Source organism: Acinetobacter sp. 1294243, from assembly GCF_000588015.1.
Lineage (GTDB): Bacteria > Pseudomonadota > Gammaproteobacteria > Pseudomonadales > Moraxellaceae > Acinetobacter > Acinetobacter pittii.
Genome location: NZ_JFXG01000001.1, coordinates 440,810 through 455,916 on the forward strand (window position 1 = coordinate 440,810; position 15,107 = coordinate 455,916).

The 15,107-nt window shown below is 34.9% G+C and carries 14 protein-coding genes and 1 pseudogene; 12 read left to right on the top strand and 3 right to left on the bottom strand.

Annotated features, from left to right (window positions below; translation table 11 throughout):
* The first annotated feature begins 6 nt into the window (after window positions 1–6).
* Both queG and bioB read left to right on the top strand, forming a co-directional pair.
* Entirely contained in the window at window positions 7–1,107 is a 1,101-nt protein-coding gene (gene queG, locus J655_RS06990) for a tRNA epoxyqueuosine(34) reductase QueG (RefSeq protein WP_032007274.1), read from the top strand.
* Between the two features lie 87 nt (window positions 1,108–1,194).
* A complete protein-coding gene (gene bioB, locus J655_RS06995; protein WP_017386794.1) occupies window positions 1,195–2,184 on the top strand; it encodes a biotin synthase BioB in 990 nt (329 codons plus the stop codon).
* Between the two features lie 48 nt (window positions 2,185–2,232).
* Here bioB and J655_RS07000 read toward each other — a convergent pair whose 3' ends face one another.
* Both J655_RS07000 and J655_RS07005 read right to left on the bottom strand, forming a co-directional pair.
* On the bottom strand, window positions 2,233–2,445 hold the full coding sequence (locus tag J655_RS07000; protein ID WP_002121471.1) for a hypothetical protein: 213 nt from the start codon (window positions 2,443–2,445) through the stop codon (window positions 2,233–2,235).
* 63 nt (window positions 2,446–2,508) lie between these two features.
* Complete coding sequence (locus J655_RS07005) at window positions 2,509–2,859, bottom strand: hypothetical protein (RefSeq protein WP_005069624.1); 351 nt, start codon at window positions 2,857–2,859, stop codon at window positions 2,509–2,511.
* A gap of 409 nt (window positions 2,860–3,268) precedes the next feature.
* Between J655_RS07005 and J655_RS07010 the strand changes: the two genes are divergently transcribed.
* The 7 genes and pseudogenes from J655_RS07010 to J655_RS07035 all read left to right on the top strand — a co-directional run bounded on the left by J655_RS07010 (window position 3,269) and on the right by J655_RS07035 (window position 10,806).
* On the top strand, window positions 3,269–3,841 hold the full coding sequence (locus J655_RS07010) for a fimbrial protein (RefSeq protein ID WP_032052193.1): 573 nt from the start codon (window positions 3,269–3,271) through the stop codon (window positions 3,839–3,841).
* Window positions 3,842–3,914: 73 nt separating this feature from the next.
* A pseudogene (locus tag J655_RS25105) lies at window positions 3,915–4,658 on the top strand (molecular chaperone).
* Window positions 4,659–4,797: 139 nt separating this feature from the next.
* Window positions 4,798–7,242 carry a fimbria/pilus outer membrane usher protein gene (locus J655_RS07015; RefSeq protein ID WP_080973495.1) on the top strand — a complete coding sequence of 815 codons (2,445 nt, stop codon included), beginning with the start codon at window positions 4,798–4,800 and terminating at the stop codon, window positions 7,240–7,242.
* On the top strand, window positions 7,239–8,258 hold the full coding sequence (locus J655_RS07020; RefSeq protein ID WP_017482304.1) for a fimbrial protein: 1,020 nt from the start codon (window positions 7,239–7,241) through the stop codon (window positions 8,256–8,258). Before J655_RS07015 ends, J655_RS07020 begins: the two co-directional genes overlap by 4 nt.
* Before the next feature lie 559 nt (window positions 8,259–8,817).
* Window positions 8,818–9,009, top strand: coding sequence for a hypothetical protein (locus J655_RS07025; protein WP_032006672.1), 192 nt, complete (start codon window positions 8,818–8,820; stop codon window positions 9,007–9,009).
* Window positions 9,010–9,077: 68 nt separating this feature from the next.
* Window positions 9,078–10,076, top strand: coding sequence for an AraC family transcriptional regulator (locus J655_RS07030; protein ID WP_032052194.1), 999 nt, complete (start codon window positions 9,078–9,080; stop codon window positions 10,074–10,076).
* Between the two features lie 103 nt (window positions 10,077–10,179).
* Window positions 10,180–10,806, top strand: coding sequence for a sterol desaturase family protein (locus tag J655_RS07035; RefSeq protein ID WP_005069636.1), 627 nt, complete (start codon window positions 10,180–10,182; stop codon window positions 10,804–10,806).
* Window positions 10,807–10,872: 66 nt separating this feature from the next.
* On the opposite strand, the gene J655_RS07040 is transcribed toward J655_RS07035, so the two are convergent.
* Window positions 10,873–11,724 carry a LysR family transcriptional regulator gene (locus tag J655_RS07040; RefSeq protein ID WP_017482306.1) on the bottom strand — a complete coding sequence of 284 codons (852 nt, stop codon included), beginning with the start codon at window positions 11,722–11,724 and terminating at the stop codon, window positions 10,873–10,875.
* Between the two features lie 94 nt (window positions 11,725–11,818).
* Here J655_RS07040 and J655_RS07045 point away from each other — a divergent pair, with 94 nt between their 5' ends.
* The 3 genes from J655_RS07045 (at window position 11,819) to J655_RS07055 (ending at window position 15,106) form a co-directional block, all read left to right on the top strand.
* Window positions 11,819–12,748: a DMT family transporter gene (locus tag J655_RS07045; protein ID WP_017482307.1), complete on the top strand. Its 930-nt coding sequence runs from the start codon at window positions 11,819–11,821 to the stop codon at window positions 12,746–12,748.
* A gap of 236 nt (window positions 12,749–12,984) precedes the next feature.
* Window positions 12,985–13,449, top strand: a complete 465-nt coding sequence (locus J655_RS07050) for a hypothetical protein (RefSeq protein WP_017482308.1) — start codon at window positions 12,985–12,987, stop codon at window positions 13,447–13,449.
* A 241-nt stretch (window positions 13,450–13,690) separates the two neighbouring features.
* Window positions 13,691–15,106 (top strand): purine-cytosine permease family protein, encoded by a 1,416-nt coding sequence (locus J655_RS07055; RefSeq protein WP_005069645.1) that lies wholly within the window; start codon window positions 13,691–13,693, stop codon window positions 15,104–15,106.
* Window position 15,107 lies beyond the last annotated feature (1 nt).

Consider the following 15,107-nt stretch of genomic DNA (forward strand, 5'->3'; position numbering starts at 1 on the left):
TGGTTTATGACATCTTCCGACACATCACGCATTGTAGTGCAACAAATTGATCCACATGAATTAAAAGCATGGATCAAAGCTCAAGCATTAGACTTGGGTTTTGCTGATTGTGTCATCGCAAAACCAGATGCTCAAGAGCAAATGCCACGTTTTTTAGAGTATCTTGAACGTGGTTATCATGCAGATATGACTTATTTAGAAGAAAATCTAGAAAAACGAGCTGATCCAACACTATTAGTGCCTGGCACAAAAAGTATTATTTGTGTCCGCATGAATTATCTTGTGGAATCGCCGAAACCACGATATGTACCTTTAGAGCCTAATTCTGCCATTATCGCCCGCTATGCACGTGGCCGTGATTACCATAAAGTCATGCGTGGTAGATTGAAAACCCTAGCAACACGAATTCGTGAAAAAGTTGGTGACTTTGAATCTCGTCCTTTTGCAGATTCGGCACCTATTTTTGAAAAATCATTAGCTGAAAGTGCTGGAATGGGTTGGACAGGTAAACATACTTTGCTCATTCATAAAAAGTCAGGTTCTTTTTTCGTATTAGGTGAGCTATTTACATCACTCGAGCTACCTTTCGACGAGCCTGCAACAGCACATTGTGGTTCTTGTAGTGCGTGTATCGATATTTGCCCGACGCAAGCAATTGTCGAGCCTTATATGTTAGATGCAAGACGTTGTATTGCCTATTTAACTATCGAATATAAAGGAATTATTGCTGAAGAATTACGTGCAGGTATTGGAAACCGAATATTTGGTTGTGATGACTGCCAGTTAATTTGTCCTTGGAATAGCTTTGCCAAAACAGCATCTATTTCTGATTTTAATCCTAGACATGGGTTAGATAATATTAGTCTGCTTGATATCTGGCAGTGGGATGAAGCCACTTTTTTAGCCAATACGGAAGGTAGCCCTATCCGCCGCACAGGTTATCAATCATTTAAACGTAATATTGCAATCGGATTAGGAAATGCTCCTTATTCAAAAGAAATTGTAGATCAACTACAAAATGGCAAAAATTTACATGACGAAATCGTCAATGTGCATATTGATTGGGCAATTGAACAGCAACTTAATCAACTTCAGCTATCAAATTAAAAAAATGATGTTTTTTGCCCTATAGCTTTAATACGAATTCTGTATGATTATGTATAGTGAATTAATGCCATCATCATGGATATGACAATGACTCTACGTAATGATTGGAATCGTGAAGAAATCCAAGCTTTATATGAACAACCTTTTTTGGATTTAGTTTTCAAGGCTCAGCAAGTACATCGTGAGCACTTCACCGCCAATTCAATTCAGGTCAGTACCCTTTTATCTATTAAAACGGGTAAATGTCCTGAAGATTGCAAATACTGCTCACAATCGGCACATTACGAATCAAAACTAGAAGCAGAAAAACGCATTGCTGTTGAAAAAGTGATTAGTGAAGCAAAAGCTGCAAAAGATTCAGGTTCTTCACGTTTTTGTATGGGTGCTGCTTGGCGTAACCCACATGAGCGCGATATGCCTTATGTTTTAGAAATGGTACGTGAAGTTAAAGCATTAGGTATGGAAACCTGTATGACTTTAGGGATGCTTAACCAATCGCAAGCAGAACGCCTAAAAGTTGCTGGTTTAGATTATTATAACCACAATTTAGATACATCTCGTGAGTATTATTCTCACATCATTAGTACTCGTACTTTTGATGACCGTTTAAATACCCTTGATTATGTTCGTCAAGCTGGTATGAAAGTTTGTAGTGGTGGTATTGTGGGTTTAGGTGAAACTCGTGAAGACCGAATTGGTTTATTACATGAACTAGCTACCCTACCAATTCATCCTGAATCTGTGCCAATCAATATGCTTGTTCCTATTGAAGGAACACCTTTAGCTGATGTTGAAAAGCTTGATGTAATTGAGTGGATTCGTACTATTGCTGTGGCGCGTATTATCATGCCGCATAGTTATATCCGTCTTTCTGCAGGCCGCGAATCATTAAGTGATTCAGACCAAGCATTAGCATTTATGGCTGGTGCAAACTCATTATTCTCTGGTGATAAACTACTAACCACACCAAATGCCGGTGAAGGTAAAGACCAAGCTTTATTTAATAAACTAGGTTTAACGGCTGAAAAACCAAAGCCAACAGTTGCTGATTTATCAGTAGATGCGATGAGTGCTTAACTCAAATTAGAAAATTTAAAAGCCCTGATTATTCAGGGCTTTTTTCATTTATATAGAAGTTACTAATATTCCGTAAGTAGCATTCAGAAAGGTTCCGACTCGAATAATATCCTTACCTGCTGCATGCGTTACTGTGAACTCTTGGCTCAACACATCAAAATTAAAAGAATCAAAAACATCTTGATGGTGTAAAAGCCAAGTCACTGTATCTGCTACATTCTCATCCGCAATATAAGTTAAGGCCTTAAAGTCTTTACTCATAAATAACTCTTAAAAATAAATTTTATGAATTTTATATGAGTTCACTCTACCTTAAAAGAAAATCTAAGCTGCTTTAGGATTTACCAACGAACGACCTGACAATAGACTTGCCAAGGCTTGAGGTGTAAATTCTAAAGAAAGTACATGATTTTTGAGATTGACTGAATGCTTGCTAATTAATGGAAGTAAGCCATCTTCTGTTTCAAAGACATATTCATCTGCAATATTTAAGATACCTTCAAGGTTTGTCGTACTTGAAGCAAGATCATGGCTAAAGATGTCATAAATCGTTTGCAAGTTAAACGTTGTTTGCTGCTCCGTCGGATGCTTGATGAGATAATCCTTTAAAAATAAAACTAATTTATGAGCAAAGAAAAAGTAATTAGGTTTATAGCTATACTGCATAGTATTCATGGAACTGAACTCCAGATTATCTTTTATTGAATTACAACTAAAACAGTAGGAATTGAACCTTAAAAAATTCTTAAAAAATTAAATATATTTATAAGATACACACAAAGCAATTTTATCATTTAAAAACAATAGCTTAATAAAAAATATTAAATATGTATTATCTTAAATATTTTAAAATTTCATTAATTCAATACAATACAATCACTTAGATATTACTAATTTTTAAATTCTATTTTAAATAAAAACTAATTAATTACTTTACCAAATGATAAAAAATAAATTTTTTAATTTTTCTTAATAAAAACAATTGATCAAAATATATATAAATATAATGTTTTTCTTGTTTTTTGATTGAAAAGTGATATATTTCCTTCGCCTTACTTAATCAGAATAAACTTACTGAAAAGTAATGGATTTTATTTTAAAAAGCTATTCTGGGGATTTTATGAAAAAATTTATTTTTGTGGCGGCAGTTTCTCTCTTTAATATAGCAAATGCACAAGCAGCAGATGGCACAATTACTATTAATGGTCTTGTCACGGATAATACTTGTACTATTGATACTGGAGATAAAAATTTAACAATCAATTTGCCTACTGTTTCATCTCAAACCTTAAAAAATGCTGGTGATGTAGCTGGTCGTACACCTTTTCAAATTAATTTAACGAACTGTACCGCTGCAGGTAAAGTCGCAACTTATTTTGAACCAGGCGCAACCGTTGACTTTAATACGGGTCGTTTATTAAACCAAGCAACTTCTGGTGCAGCAACAAATGTAAATATTCAGTTACTTGGCAGTAATAACGCTGTAATTCCTGTACTTGCTACAAGCACAAATGAAACTCAAACGAATTCACAATGGGTAAATGTTTCAGCAGGCGGTAGTGCTGATCTTAACTATTATGCTGAATATTATGCTACAGGTGCTTCTACTGCTGGTACGGTAACATCGCAAGTAAAATACACGATCATTTATCAATAAACTTAAAATTGAAGCTTCTATTCATGAATAGAAGCTATCTCCTTCCTATTATTTGTTATTGAGAATATGACTGATGCTTTTTCGTGGTCGTAAATTTTTTTGGGGATTAGTTTGTCTGCAAGTAGCGCTCACTACTACAGGTCATGCTGAGATTGTTTTACATGGTACTCGTGTCATTTATCCTTCAAATGCCCGTGAGATCACATTACAACTGAGTAATAACGGCACGGCCCCGTCTCTTGTTCAAGCATGGATCGATGATGGAAATGCAAAGTCAACACCAGATGAAACAAATGTACCTTTCATTATTACTCCACCAATTTCAAGAGTAGAAGCAACTAAGGGGCAAACCTTAAGAATTACAGCGTTGCCTACTACATCTCAACTAAGCCAACAACAAGAATCTATTTTTTGGCTTAATGTTTTAGATATCCCTCCTAAACCTGAAGGGAGAACTCAACAAGGTTAAACCACAACAACCTCTAACAATTTTTTGCAACTCGCTGTTCGTTCGCGAATTAAATTTTTTTACCGCCCTATAGATCTAAAAGAAAATATTGATCAACTAAGTGACAAAGTCGAGTGGAAAATAAATGATCAATATCTAATGATAAAAAATCCGACACCTTTTTTTCTTACTATTGCCTCCATTTTTCAAGGAAGTGAAGGCCATAAAACAGACTTATTGCAACAAGGCTTAATGATTGCCCCTTATTCAGAGGATAAAATTAAACTAAAAAATAAAAACTTAGCAGATATGAGCTTTGTGTATATCAATGATTACGGTGGACGAGTTGAGCACCCAATAAAATTCTAACCTTATTGTATTTCTTAAGAAAATTTAAAACCTATCATGAGTAGGCTCTAGAACTATGTCTAAATGGTTTATACCTTATATATGTTTAAAAAGCCCCTTTACTTGGTATGTCGTCTCAAGTATTACGCTATTCATGCCTATGGCTATATATGCTGAAAATACTACTGATGTTCCACATTTTACAAAGGCTGAATTTGATAGCAATTTCTTAGTAGGTAATGCACAAAAAATTGATATAGCTCGCTTCAAATACGGAAACCCGATCTTGCCTGGTGAATATAGCTTAGATGTTTATATTAATGGTCAATGGCTGGGTAAACGGCGTATGCGATTTACTGCCTCAGCTCCTAACGCAAATGCTGAAACATGTTTTACAGAAGCCACGTTACTTGAATATGGCGTAAAAGCTAATGTTCTAAGTCAACATGACTCTACTTCGTCTCTTGCATGTAAAGCTCTCGCTTCATGGATAGATAGTGCTTTTTATGTATTTGATAGTTCCCGTTTAAGAATTGATATTTCGCTCCCGCAAGTCGTCTTAGAAAAAAATGCGCAAGGTTACATCGATCCGCATTTGTGGGATCGCGGTATTAATGCAGCTTTTTTAAGCTATAACGCCACAGCATATCGAATAGTCAATGAACAACATGAAAATAGTTATGCTTTTATGGGAGCCAATCTTGGAGCAAATTTAGCAAGTTGGCAGTTTCGCCATAATGGACAATGGAAATGGCAAAGCCAATCTAATAATTCTTCTTATACCTCGACAAATACATATATACAAAAGGCATTTCCAGATATCCATGGTGTGGTGACTTTAGGAGATTATTTTACTAATAGCGATTTTATTGACTCTCTACCCTATCGTGGAATGAATATTTCAAGTGATGACAGAATGCTTCCAAATAGTATGCTCGGTTATGCTCCAAGAGTTCGAGGTTATGCCAAAACCAATGCAAAAGTCGAAGTTAGACAACAAGGTAATTTAATTTACCAAACCACAGTCCCACCAGGAAACTTTGAAATTAATGATCTCTATCCCACAGGATTTGGAGGTGAGTTACAAGTTTCGGTACTTGAATCTAATGGAGTAGTTCAAAAATATTCTATTCCATATACTTCTATAATTGAAATGCTACGTCCTCAAATGAGCCGATATTCATTCACCTTAGGACAATTTCGAGACCCAAACATTAAGTTAACTCCATGGCTAATACAGGGTAAATATCAACGCGGAATCAATAATTACCTTACAACTTATAGCGCAACTCAAGGAACACAGCAGTATTTCTCTGTGTTGTTAGGTACAGCTTTTTCAACGCCTATTGGCGCTATTTCTTTTGATGTAACACATTCAAATACCAATTTTTCCCATCAACCTAAAATGACAGGTCAAAGTTATCGTCTAAGTTACAATAAGTTATTTTCTCCAACGCATACTAACTTAACACTAGCAACTTATCGTTATTCAACACAAAACTATCTCAAACTACGTGATGCAATTTTAATTCGGGACTTACAAGAGCAAAACATTGATAGTTTTTCGGTAGGTAAGCAAAAAAGTGAATTTCAGATTAATTTAAATCAAGCTCTTCCAAACCTATGGGGAAATTTCTATTTAGTAGGTTCGTGGACAAACTATTGGAACCAGCCTACTACTAATAAGCAAGTCCAATTAGGTTATAGCAACCAATTTAAAGATTTAACTTATAGTTTCTCTGCAATTAATAGTGAAACTATTGAAGCTGGTGGGCGAGCTAACCAAGATAGTCAATACCTCATTTCTCTATCCTTTCCCTTAGATTTTAAGAAAAGCTCTTTAAATTTTAATAATCTTATAAGTGAAGATAGCCAAATTCTGGGTTTTAGCGGTTTTACAGGAAACCGGTTGAATTACGGCGCATCAATTTCCAGTCAAAACCATGGTCAAACGAATCTCAATATCAATGGCAACTATAAGACAAACTACACAACATTAGGTGCTTCATTTAGTTACGCTGACTCATATCAACAAGAAATGCTTAACTTGAGTGGCAATATCGTTGCTCACTCCCAAGGAATTCTGTTTGGTCCAGATCAAGCTCAAACAATGGTTTTAGTTTATGCCCCAGATGCAACAGGAGCACAAGTCGGTAATACACAAGGCCTCAGCATAAACAAAAAGGGATATGCGGTTATCCCCTATGTTACGCCTTACCATATGAATGACATTAGCCTTGATCCGCAAAACATGTCCACACAGGTTGAGCTAGCTGAAAGTAGCTTACGTATTGCTCCCTATGCAGGCTCAATCACTAAAGTTCAATTCACAACAAAAAAAGGTTACGCACTTTTTATCAGCCCGACCACTTTAGATGGCTCACATTTACCTTTTGCCGCACAGGTATATAACCAGAATAACGAAGTAATAGGTATTGTTGCGCAAGGCAGCCGTATTTATTTACGAACCCCCTTAACCCATGACCGTTTATATGTGAAATGGGGAGAAAGGAGTACTGAAAAATGCGAACTTGAATACGATATCACGAATCAAATAAAGCATAACAATCAATCAATTATTATGACAAAGGCAGTCTGTAAATGAATAAGATTTTAAAAAAAATTGGATTTTTGGCAGCGAGTCTATTTGCTTATAGCCATACACATGCAAATTGTAATTTAAGTAAGGGATTTACCACCGTCGATATCCCGATGAACATTGGTAAAATCGTCGTAAAACCGACTGATCCTATAGGGACTATCTTACAAAGGAATACTTTTACAATTTCTCCCAATAATTCTACTGCAACATGTAGTCGTGCGAGTGATCAAATTATTGCAGCTCTCCCCTTAAATTATCCAATTAGCCCAATAGGTAATAATGTATATGCAACCAATATTCCCGGTATTGGTATTCGTCTTTATCGTGAAGCAGCAGATGCTTCAGATTTTTCTGGATATTATCCATATAGACGTACTTTAACCCCAAATACTGCATATACCCTTTCACCGGGATATTTTGTTATGGAAGTTATTAAAACATCCATGACCACAGGTTCAGGAGCATTAGTAGCAGGACGTTACAGCACCTATTATGTATCAGGTCAACAAAACCGACCATTTTTAACTACTACAGTATTAAGTAATGCTCCTATTCTGATCGCGTCTTCATCATGTGAAATTCAAAATGGTGTAGATATACCTATTCAACTCCCGACTGTTACAAAGTCAGGTTTTAAAGCGATTGGTTCAACACAAGGCGAGCAGAGTTTTAATCTATCGATTTTATGTAATGGCGGCGAAAACAACTCGGGTATAGCAACAAGTAACACCATCAGCTTAAGTTTTGACTATAATTCTGATCCCAAAAATAATCAGGTCATTAATAATAGTGCAGCAAACTCAACCAAAGCCAATGGTGTGGGTGTAGAACTATTATGGAATATGAATGGTGCCACTACCCCAATTCAAAAAACAATAAAACAAAATATAGGCACAGTCAGCTCTAATCAGACTATAGAGTACGATATCCCCTTAACTGCTCGTTACTATCAAACAGCGGCTAATGTAAGCGCGGGTGAGGTTACGGCAACAGCAACTGTAACTGTTCAATATGATTAATTTATCTCTAAAAATTTATTAAAAATAATTAAGCTTAGCTCAGCTAAATAATCTTAAAATTTAACGCTTCAAAAATTTTGTAGTTATATTAAAAAGTCACATAAAAAAATGCTCATAAGCAAAAATAGCAAATGAGCATTAGTGATAACCACTTAACCTGAAATACAAATTGTGGGAAATAGATCACAATTTGCATAACTATAATTCCAAAATTTAGCTTAAAAATCAAGTCTTTTTTTTAACAAAAATTTAAATAACCACAGTAAACTATTGTTTTATATTAATTAAAAAATCAAATTTATTTTTTACATTCCTATTTTATAGTGTTTCTAAAGAATTATCATTCTATTAATTAATAAAAACTTAATTTTAAGAAAAAATGAAAGAAAATTGATTTATATGGCCTAAAAATAATTTATTTATTTTTCAAAAGCTTAATAAAAAACCAATTTTATAAAATTATAAAGAATTACATAATCTATAATAAAAAAAACATAAATAAATTTAGAAATCCCCTTCAATTACAAACAATATTCTTAGGCTTTTATCAGAACGTAACATGCTCATTTTTTGGAAAATATTATGTATTGTTTTACTAGGTCTAGGAGCTACAAGTATAGGTTACGCGATCAGTAAAATTGATCTTTTTCTTTTCCTCATAGGGCTACTTTTACTAATATCTTTTATTTTAGCTTTAAAACAGGCACGTGAAGATGCAGGCTTTTTTCTGATCAATGAAATTTATAGGTAAGAATATCGTATTAACAATAAATTCATGATTGAATGCATTGTACAACTTTCTGGATATTTATAAAAAACATGTCAAAAAATTCTTCCGATGCTGGAATTTTTTTATGGATGACTTATCAAACTATGCAGCAAATGGGATTAGATGCAGCATCTATTTTTGCAAGTGTAAATTTACCCAATCAACCGCCCGATAAAAATATTCGTAGAGACAATTCTACTCAACAGCGATTTTGGACAGCGGCAGAAGAAATAAGTGAAGATCCTGATATTGGTTTGCATGTAGGTAGTCAAATGCCTGCTTTCAGAGGTTTAGTTATTGAATATTTATTTTTAAGTAGTTCTACTTTCGGTGAAGGTTTACAACGTGCTTTAAGATATCAGTACCTGTTAACCGATGTATTTAATCTTTCTTTAATTGTTGAAAAAGATATCGCGTTATTAGTAGGTTTTGAACACCCTGTAAGACATTATCTTGAATGTGGTATCGGTATTTTTCTTAATTTTTTTAAATATATTACAAATAACGAGTTTAGGCCTAGCCAAATTACATTACCTTATCAACAAGGTGCTTCAGCTAATAATTATCAAGAAGCTTGGAAATGCCCGGTAATTTTAAACCAAAAACAAGGCGCTATAATTTTTCCTAGTACATTATTGAATAAAGCATCACCAGCGGCTGAACCTGAATTATTAAAAATTCATGAAACAATTGCTGAACAGCAACTATCAAACTTAGAAAAGCATCAACTTGTTTATGCGATTGAGCGCTTGCTCAGCAATGGTTTACTTGAATCTGGTCAATTCGATCAAAAATTTATTGCTGAACAATTAAATCGTAACCCACGTACCCTTCGAGCTGATTTACAAGCAATTAATACTAATTACGAGAAAATTTTAAACCAGTATCGAGAGAAGCTTGCAAGACGTTTACTTGCAAACACCAAAGAAACCCTTGATCAAATTGTTTATTTAACTGGCTTTTCTGAACCCTCTGCATTTACACGAGCTTTTAAACGTTGGACTGGTGAAACTCCAAGCGCATATCGCCAACGCAAACAAAAGCAATAAAATTGATTTTATAGGCAGTTCTTGGACTGCCTATAAAGTCAAAACGATAAAACTTTCTTATTTTACAATGCATTTAAATTATGATTCATGAGAAGTAATTAGTATGCTCGGGTTTCCTGTCGGTATTTTTGTTGCAAATGGCCTTGAATGGTACTTCCATAAAGTTTGGTTACACGAATATCCAACTAAGTATCGTAATAGCCCTTTTTTTACTCATATTGCTCATCATAAACGTGCTCGCTTAAATAATTTTCATGATGAAGGTTATGCAGAATCAATGTTCAAAAATGCAGAAATTTATAATGAAAAAACAGCATTAATTAGTTTAGCTGGTGCTGCAACAGTATTCTTACCAGTAGCGCCCTTTTTTACAGCTGGGCTTTATTATGGCTTATGGAATTATTGGCGTGTACATTCAAAAGCCCATTTAGACCCTGAATATGCTAAGAAACGTATCCCTTGGCACTATGATCATCATATGACAAGCAATCAAAATGCTAATTGGTGCGTTACCAAACCATGGTTTGACTATATTATGGGAACTAGGGTCAAAACCGAGGTATCTCAAACCGAAAGTAACCCCTTAGGTATCAAATTACCTAAGTTGCTAGAAAAACCAATTAATTTTGCTGCTCGACGCATACTTGCCACATCGTATGCCAAAATTGATTTAAACTCCGAACAGGACCAATCTAATTTACGTAGAGGAATAGAAATCAGTCTGGCTTAAAATTTATCTCAATATAAAAGCTGCGGACTCCAGTAGCTTTTATACAAATGGATCGCAATTAACAGATTAGACCTTAAAAGCTTCAAAACAAGATATAAGAAAATCCATTACTACACGTATTGCAGGGCTATGTCGCAAATCTTCGTGTGTGACTAACCATATTTCAGCACTCATCGGATAATCATCTTGTAATCTGATCAAATTACTCAGAGCTCCTAAAAAATCAGGTAAGACCGCTAAACCAATTTCTCCACATGCAGCTCTCCACTGTAACTCGGGATTATTGGTAACCATTATAGGTTCTTTATGACTTAACCTTTCTTTTAATTTTTGCTGTTTTTGACCATGCACTCCCCCCACTTCTACACTAATCCAATCATAATTTTCAGGATCTGTTGAAGCTAAATAATTTGGACCTGCATATATTCCAAAAGGTATTTCACCTACTTTGCGAGCAACTAAATTTTCATCTTTGGGACGTCCAAATCGTACCGCAATATCAGCCTCACTATGCTGTAAAGAAACATAATGAACATCACCGAGCACCCGTAATTTTAATTGCGGATAATGGCGATAAAATTTACCCAAATGGGGCATGATGAGATGTGCAGCAGTTAAGGGAGGCATACTAATAGAAACACTTCCCATTACTTCTTGCTGACCTGCTTGAGTTAGACGTTCAATAGAAAAAGTTTCTTCCATCATACGAGCAACTACTTGTGCAAGACGTTCCCCATCAGGAGTCAGAATGTATGTCCGTGGTCTACGATCAACTAATTTAAGTTTTAAATTTTGTTCTAGCTGGGCAATTCTTCTAGATACAGTTGCATGATCTACTCCCAATTTTCTGGCAGCAGCGGAAAGTGACTTTTCTTCGGTAAAAACTGAAAAGTAATGCAAATTTTCCCAATCAATCATTGTGCAAATTTTCACATTAGAAGTGTATTAATATGGAATTGTACACCTTTATAGATTTGTCGAGAATAAAACCTTTCTTAATGGGAGCCTGTCCATGAACAGAACGGTGGCTTATGCCTATGCTGGTGTTGTCTTAACGATGTTTTTTTGGGGATCAGCATTTAATGCAATGTCTTATATTATTCAACATATGCCCCCGTTATCTGCTGCGTCTGAACGTTTTTTTATTGCAAGTCTAGGCTTACTCTTAATCTTTTCAATAACAGGCCAGCTTAGATGGGCAGCCTTAAGACAGAATCTAGTAATCTATTTGATTATTGGTATTATCGGAATTGCGGGTTTCAACATCGGCTGTTTTTATGGACTTCAAACCACATCAGCTGTTAACGGTGCTTTGATTATGGCAACCACGCCATTAATGACTCTATTAATGACAATCCTTTTAGATGGAGAAAAACTTACCACTAATAAGTTTTTAGGCGTTTTATTTGGCTTAAGTGGTGTGTTACTGGTGATTAGTCAGGGACATATAACGACTTTGCTGCACCTCAAAATAGACATTGGAGATCTATTTATATTATTAGGCGCATTTGGATTTTGTCTTGCAAATGTACTGTCTCGCCGTTATGTAAAAAATGCGACTCCGCTAGAAACAACAACTTTTTCTATGCTGTTCGGGGCAATAACACTTGGTTTGTTGAGCGTGATATTTGAAGATCCTCTTACAGCAATTGCATCTGCCCCTATAAATGCGCACTTAGCCATGGGATATGTTGTTATCTGCTCTACCATGATTGCTTATCTATTCTGGTTTAATGGTATACAAAAGTTAGGTGCTGGTCGTGCTTCTGTCTTTTTTAACTTTGTGCCAGTGTTCAGTATGATAATTGCTCTACTTACTGGACAAGCCCTCAATATCTGGCAGTTAGTAGGAACAGTTTTAGTGATGCTTGGTGTAATGAGTAGCGGAGGATTTTTTAAAATTAAAAGCACTGCACTTATAGCAAAACCTTGTACAAAATAAGAAATGTGCTGCTACATTAAAAATTTATCCTTAATATGTAGCAGCATTTTCAAATATAAAAATTATTCCTCAATAATTTCTTTAAATTCTTATATTTTCAATTTTTTTTTACATTTGTGATAGTTTATACAAAAGCTCATCTTAATTATTCCGTTGTAACAAATACTGTATGTTTCTTTAAAACTTAATAAAAGATTGCCATATATAGTTTTAAAACAACCAAAGGAGATATTAAAATGAAGCTGGATTTTACAACAATTGAAAAGCAAGCCAAATTGCTACAAGAAGAGCAAGAAAAGATCGAGCAACGAGATCATGAATTTCAAGTTGCCTTAGATAAACATAGAGAATCCCTTAAGAATTTATTTAAAGATCTTTTCTCTGACAGAGAAATTAAGACTGAAAATGGAGGCCACTTCTGTGTAACCTTCGGTGATTTCAAAATTTCCTTATTGATTGAAACTGCTAAATTTGAAAATGGCGTTCCTGTAAAATTAAACTCCGTAAACCCTGTTATTATTAAATGCAAGAAAGATAAGCCGATTGCAAAAGCACAGTTTACAGATGCAACCCAATATCTAGATAACCATTTAGACACTCCAAATTATCAGTATTATTTTAAGCAAGAAGATAAGACCCAACTGGTACAATTTTCTGAACTTCCCACTTATTTCCAACTTGTTTTAGACGCAAACGTATAAAATCGAGCCCTCTTCAGAGGGCTTTTTTATATATTATTTTTTTATCATTTAACTTTTAAAAAATAAAATCAGTCAAATACTTTTTCTACTTATCTATGAATTATTTAACTCAATTTTAACGTCCAATACTTCAAAAATATTTGATTCTTCTTAAAATTACTTGTATATACATGTTTATATTTGATTATACAAATATAAATGAATAAGAATAGGATGGCTCTTAAAGGATAAGGAGAGTGAAATGGACTCATCGGCTGGGAAACCTAATAGTAGTTTTATAGAAAACCGAAGCATCGACTTTATTCCTGAAAATGAAAGACATGGCGGAGTATTTGCCCAATTCACCCTATGGTTTGGTGCTAACTTACAAATCACAGCTATTGTGACAGGCGCGCTAGCCGTTGTGTTAGGGGGGGATGTTTTTTGGTCTATTATTGGCTTATTAGTAGGACAATGTTTTGGTGCTGGCGTCATGGCACTACATGCTGCCCAAGGTCCTAAACTTGGCCTCCCTCAAATGATTTCAAGCCGTGTGCAATTTGGGGTTTATGGCGCGTGCATTCCAATCATACTCGTTTGCCTTATGTATATTGGTTTTACCGCAACTGGAGAGGTATTAGCGGGTAAAGCAATTGCACATTTGGCACATGTCAGCAATACAACTGGTATCTTAATTTATGCAAGTTTAATCATTTTATTCGCAACGATTGGATACCGTTTAATCCATTTGGTAGGCAAAGTAGCCAGTATTATTGGTTTGATTGCTTTTGTGATAATTTTGACTCAGATCTTCGCACTTTCTGATTTTTCTGAACTCTTAGCAGTACGTCATTTCAGCTGGTCTTCATTCTTGTTAGCAGTTTCCCTTTCTGCTTCTTGGCAAATCTCTTTTGGTCCCTATGTTGCAGATTATTCTCGATATCTTCCAACTAAAACATCTTCATCTCGTGTTTTTTGGGCTGTCGGCTTAGGTTCTTTAATTGGCTCACAAATTTCTATGAGCCTAGGCGTTTTAATCGCTCAGGTTGCAAACGGCAATTTTGTCGGAAATGAAGTTCAATATGTTGTTGGTATGAACCCAATTGCCCTCGTCGTGATCTTTCTATATTTTAGTATCGCTTTTGGGAAAGTTACTCTAACGACCTTAAATGCCTATGGCAGTTTTATGTGTATTGCTACGATTTGGAATAGTTTCAAATCGACAAATCAAATCTCAAAAATAACAAGATTACTGATTGTCCTTGCTATGGTTGTAGTCTCAACCTTTATTGCAATTATAGGTGAACATACTTTTTTAAGCGCCTTTAAAGCATTTATTTTGTTTTTACTCACCTTTTTTATTCCGTGGAGTGCCATTAATCTTGTTGATTACTACTTTATCTCTAAAGAAGAATGTGATGTAGATGCACTGTATGATCCAAATGGTAAGTATGGCCGTTGGAATCGGATTGGAATTACCTGCTACTTTCTAGGTATTTTGATTCAACTACCATTTATTGATAGTAAATTCTATACGGGTCAAATTGCGGCAATGTTAGGAGGAATCGATTTATCGTGGCTTGTAGGACTTATTTCTACTGCATTGATTTACTACATTTTCGCCAAGAAAGCTCAACTCAAGTTTTCAAAACAATTAGTGATTGATCAAATTAAATAAT

Bases quoted from the DNA above. Each gene is read 5' to 3' on its own strand.
- queG (WP_032007274.1), top strand. From the start codon at position 7: ATGACATCTTCCGACACATCACGCATTGTAGTGCAACAAATTGATCCA.
- bioB (WP_017386794.1), top strand. From the start codon at position 1,195: ATGACTCTACGTAATGATTGGAATCGTGAAGAAATCCAAGCTTTATAT.
- J655_RS07000 (WP_002121471.1), bottom strand. From the start codon at position 2,445: ATGAGTAAAGACTTTAAGGCCTTAACTTATATTGCGGATGAGAATGTA.
- J655_RS07005 (WP_005069624.1), bottom strand. From the start codon at position 2,859: ATGAATACTATGCAGTATAGCTATAAACCTAATTACTTTTTCTTTGCT.
- J655_RS07010 (WP_032052193.1), top strand. From the start codon at position 3,269: ATGGATTTTATTTTAAAAAGCTATTCTGGGGATTTTATGAAAAAATTT.
- J655_RS07015 (WP_080973495.1), top strand. From the start codon at position 4,798: ATGGCTATATATGCTGAAAATACTACTGATGTTCCACATTTTACAAAG.
- J655_RS07020 (WP_017482304.1), top strand. From the start codon at position 7,239: ATGAATAAGATTTTAAAAAAAATTGGATTTTTGGCAGCGAGTCTATTT.
- J655_RS07025 (WP_032006672.1), top strand. From the start codon at position 8,818: ATGCTCATTTTTTGGAAAATATTATGTATTGTTTTACTAGGTCTAGGA.
- J655_RS07030 (WP_032052194.1), top strand. From the start codon at position 9,078: ATGTCAAAAAATTCTTCCGATGCTGGAATTTTTTTATGGATGACTTAT.
- J655_RS07035 (WP_005069636.1), top strand. From the start codon at position 10,180: ATGCTCGGGTTTCCTGTCGGTATTTTTGTTGCAAATGGCCTTGAATGG.
- J655_RS07040 (WP_017482306.1), bottom strand. From the start codon at position 11,724: ATGATTGATTGGGAAAATTTGCATTACTTTTCAGTTTTTACCGAAGAA.
- J655_RS07045 (WP_017482307.1), top strand. From the start codon at position 11,819: ATGAACAGAACGGTGGCTTATGCCTATGCTGGTGTTGTCTTAACGATG.
- J655_RS07050 (WP_017482308.1), top strand. From the start codon at position 12,985: ATGAAGCTGGATTTTACAACAATTGAAAAGCAAGCCAAATTGCTACAA.
- J655_RS07055 (WP_005069645.1), top strand. From the start codon at position 13,691: ATGGACTCATCGGCTGGGAAACCTAATAGTAGTTTTATAGAAAACCGA.